Raw genomic sequence first — 3,495 nt, 5'->3', positions numbered from 1 at the left:
ATAGCTATATTAGGAAAATTCCAACCATAAACACTAGGGGAATTAAAAGTATAAACTTCATTAGGGCTAAAAGATAATTTGTCTTTATATTTAATATCGCAATATATCAAAGCCATTTGAGCTAAATACCCACCCAATGAATGTCCTACAAATATAATTCTTTTGTGTTTGTTTTTGATTATTTTATTTACTTGTTCTAAAAATTCTAAAAGAAAAGAAGATTGGATATTGCCATTGAGGGATAGAGTTATGTCTTGAACTATATCTTGAATCGAGCTAATAAAATTATCAGTTTCAGTTCCCCTAAATCCTACTATAAATTCATCTTTTTCTTTATCATAAAACAAAGTAGCACTAAAGCCACTTGTAGTGTTAGGCTGATGAAATTGAACCTCATATCTTTGAATGAAATTTTTAGTCCGTAATTCTCCAAATTCTCCATTTAGTTTATCAAAATTTGTCTTTTCATCAAAGAAATTTAACATTTTTGATTGCCAAGCATCATCTTGTCTTAAATCAATCAATACTTCTTTATCTTTATGTTTTTGACTGACAACATGTTCTAAATTTACCTTTATTTCTCTATAGCCTCTAAGAGAATTTTCTTCTTGAATTTTTTCTTGATTAAAATCTAACTCAAATATATTTCTAGTATTTAAAAAATCAAAATAAAAATAACTAGCCCAGCACATTCTAGCATATTTATAAAGTTTCATATATTTGGCTTGTTTTTCATACATTAGTAGCCTCTTTTTTCTTGTAATTCTTTATATTTTCGAATATCATAGCATATCATTTTTCTTTTGTATTTAGCAAACATACCTATGTCAAGCCAAGAGTATGTATTGTCTATTTTATATTCTTGTATTGTATTTTTGCCGTCCTTATAGTACCATAAAATAATAATTTTTTTTATTCTAAAATCTACATATTGCTCTGTTATGTTGAATAAAATATCCTTGTTTATTTTTTTATAATTATCCCAAAGACTTATAATATTTTTTGCATCATAAATAACCGCCTTAGAATCAGCCTTCTCACACAAACTCTCAAATTCTTTAAAACTACTTTGCCATTCAAGAGGTACAAAAGAGTATCCAAACCAAAGAAGCATGAATAATGGATAAGGTAAAAATAAATAAAACTTTTTAATTTTTTTATCAATATTAAAAATTTTAAAGACAAGATAAAAGACAAGCTTTAAAAATAAATATACCCATATAGTAGAAAGTATAAACAAGCTAATCCATCCAAAGAAAGGAAAAGGGAAAAAGGTTAAAAGAGTTAAATAAGTAATATTATAAAAAGTTAAGATGACAAGAAAAAGATAAAATAAAGCTTGTTTTATATTTTTAAAGAATTGTTTTTTTAAATCATTTGAATTTTCTTTATTGTTAAAATAATGATAGAGCTTGTTTTTCATATATTTTTATCCTATATTACTTTGATTATTATCTTTAGCATCTTCAAACAAAATAGCACTAAAGCCACTTAAAGTGTTAGACTAATGTTTTAAAAGTTTAAATCTATTTACAAAATCAATAGTTCTTTTACTCAGTGCATCATTCAATCCTACCCTACTAATATCATTATCCAATGTTATTTCTTTACTATCAAAACAAGTATTTATAAGAGAAATACAATATTTAGGTTCTATTTTAACTATTTTATTTTGTTCAAAACGAGCTTGTATAGCTCTTGCATAGGTAGAATTTTGATTATTATGTTTATCACCTAGTCTTTGGGTATCTAAATCTTTTTCTAACTCCTTTTCTTGTTTATCAATAATAACACCTGTAAAAACTGGATCTAATAAAGCATAACTAGCATCTGCACAATTAGCATAGTCTAAAAATTTAGTGATTAAGTCTAATTTAGCTTCTTGTGTTTTAATGTTTTTGCTCATTTATATCCTTACTTAAAATTATCAAAATAGCTACAAGTGAATACTTCTTCATATCTAAAATATAATCCAGAGCCCTCATCGCCTCTTAAGAATACACCATCATTTTCATATTTATATCTTATATATGTAGCAAAAGGCTTAGGCATTTTTTTATATTTTTTATCATATACTATGGTTATAATATTGCCATTTCGTTTCTTAGATTTGATCATATCTTCTATATCATAATAAGCAAATGTTTCATTAAGTTTTTCATAATAAAAATATTCATAACCATCATCCTTAACTCGTTTTTCTATAGAAGGCTTTTTTTTGTAAAATCGCTATACAATTCCCAATAAGCTTTATTGTAAATTATTACTTTATTATCTATATCTTTACACAAGCTCTTAAACTCATAATACTGCGGATCCATATATTTATAAGAACATCCTCCTACTAAGAATAATAAAAGATATACAGGTAAAAGAAACAAAGTAAATTTTTTAAATATTGTTTTAAAATTTATAGTTTTTGTTTTATTTTTTAATTTATAAAAAATTTTAAAGATAAAATATAAAATAATAGAAAATATAAAAACAAAAAAGAAAAATATAAGAATAAATATTAAAAGATTAACAAAGAATTCTAGCATTTATTAACTCCTCTTAATTTTCTCTGTTTTTTCATAAGACAATTTGTAGTGTTGGGCTGATGAAATTTAATCTCATATCTTTGAGAAAAATTTCTAGCTTGTAATTCTCTAAAATCTCCATTTAGTTTCACATAAAAAATAAAGAATCATCTATAACCAAATATCCATTATATTCATCATGTAATGCTTTAAAATAGTCCAATTTTTCTAATTCACTCTTATCTTTAAAAAATCTAGTTTTAGATATTTTAAATCCTAAAGCTTTTTGTCCTTCAGTATAAACAAAATTAAAATAACTAGCTTACACAAATTCTGTATAATCTTTTAAATTGTTGATTTATTCCTTATATTATTATTGATAAAGATTACCACAAGCGAGCCCATCCTCTATAAACTCAAAATTCATATTACCCTCATTGCCTTCTAACACATACCTTCTAGTATTCCAATATGGACTTATATGCATATCAACAATCTTGTGTAAAGACATTTGCATATTTTTTGTTTTTAGTACAATATTATCCATCTCTATCTTTTCTTGAAAATTTGAAGGAGTTTTGAAGTATCATCGTAATATATAAAGCCACATTTCTATCCTACTATATTTTTTTACATGTCGAAAATCATCTATGCCGCCTAACTTTTTATCAAAATACCCTAGAATCTTATTATACTTTAGGAAGTTCATTTAACTTACACATATTCCTAAATTGCCAATAACTAGGCTCTAAATAATAAGAATAAGGAGTATAATAAAAGATAATTAAGCCTATACTTCCAAGAAAGACTAAAAACTTTGAAACGCTTTTTGTAGATTTAAAGATGATTTTATAAATAAATTTTAATATAAGATAAGAAAGAATAGTAGAAATTATAATAAGAAGTAATATATATGTCATGGGTTATCTCCTTAGATTCTCTATTTTATTAAAATTAAGATGTAATTTTGTGGTTT

General features: G+C 24.5%; 4 protein-coding genes. All 4 read right to left on the bottom strand.

Annotated elements, in window-relative coordinates; genetic code table 11:
* Positions 1-740 (bottom strand): lipase family protein (locus AJ884_RS05055; RefSeq protein WP_250540850.1); only part of this gene is annotated, 740 nt, incomplete at its 3' end.
* Positions 740-1,423 carry a hypothetical protein gene (locus AJ884_RS05050; RefSeq protein ID WP_052521792.1) on the bottom strand — a complete coding sequence of 228 codons (684 nt, stop codon included), beginning with the start codon at positions 1,421-1,423 and terminating at the stop codon, positions 740-742. The genes AJ884_RS05055 and AJ884_RS05050, both read right to left, overlap by 1 nt.
* An 81-nt stretch (positions 1,424-1,504) precedes the next feature.
* Complete coding sequence (locus AJ884_RS05045) at positions 1,505-1,906, bottom strand: methyltransferase (protein ID WP_070286475.1); 402 nt, start codon at positions 1,904-1,906, stop codon at positions 1,505-1,507.
* 986 nt (positions 1,907-2,892) lie between these two features.
* Complete coding sequence (locus tag AJ884_RS09925) at positions 2,893-3,066, bottom strand: hypothetical protein (protein WP_153882527.1); 174 nt, start codon at positions 3,064-3,066, stop codon at positions 2,893-2,895.
* Positions 3,067-3,495: the final 429 nt, after the last annotated feature.

It is taken from the genome of Campylobacter sp. BCW_6463 (assembly GCF_001762785.1).
GTDB classification, from domain to species: domain Bacteria; phylum Campylobacterota; class Campylobacteria; order Campylobacterales; family Campylobacteraceae; genus Campylobacter_D; species Campylobacter_D jejuni.
The sequence above is the reverse complement of the archived record's forward strand: the minus strand, read 5'-3'. Positions and strand labels throughout refer to the sequence as shown.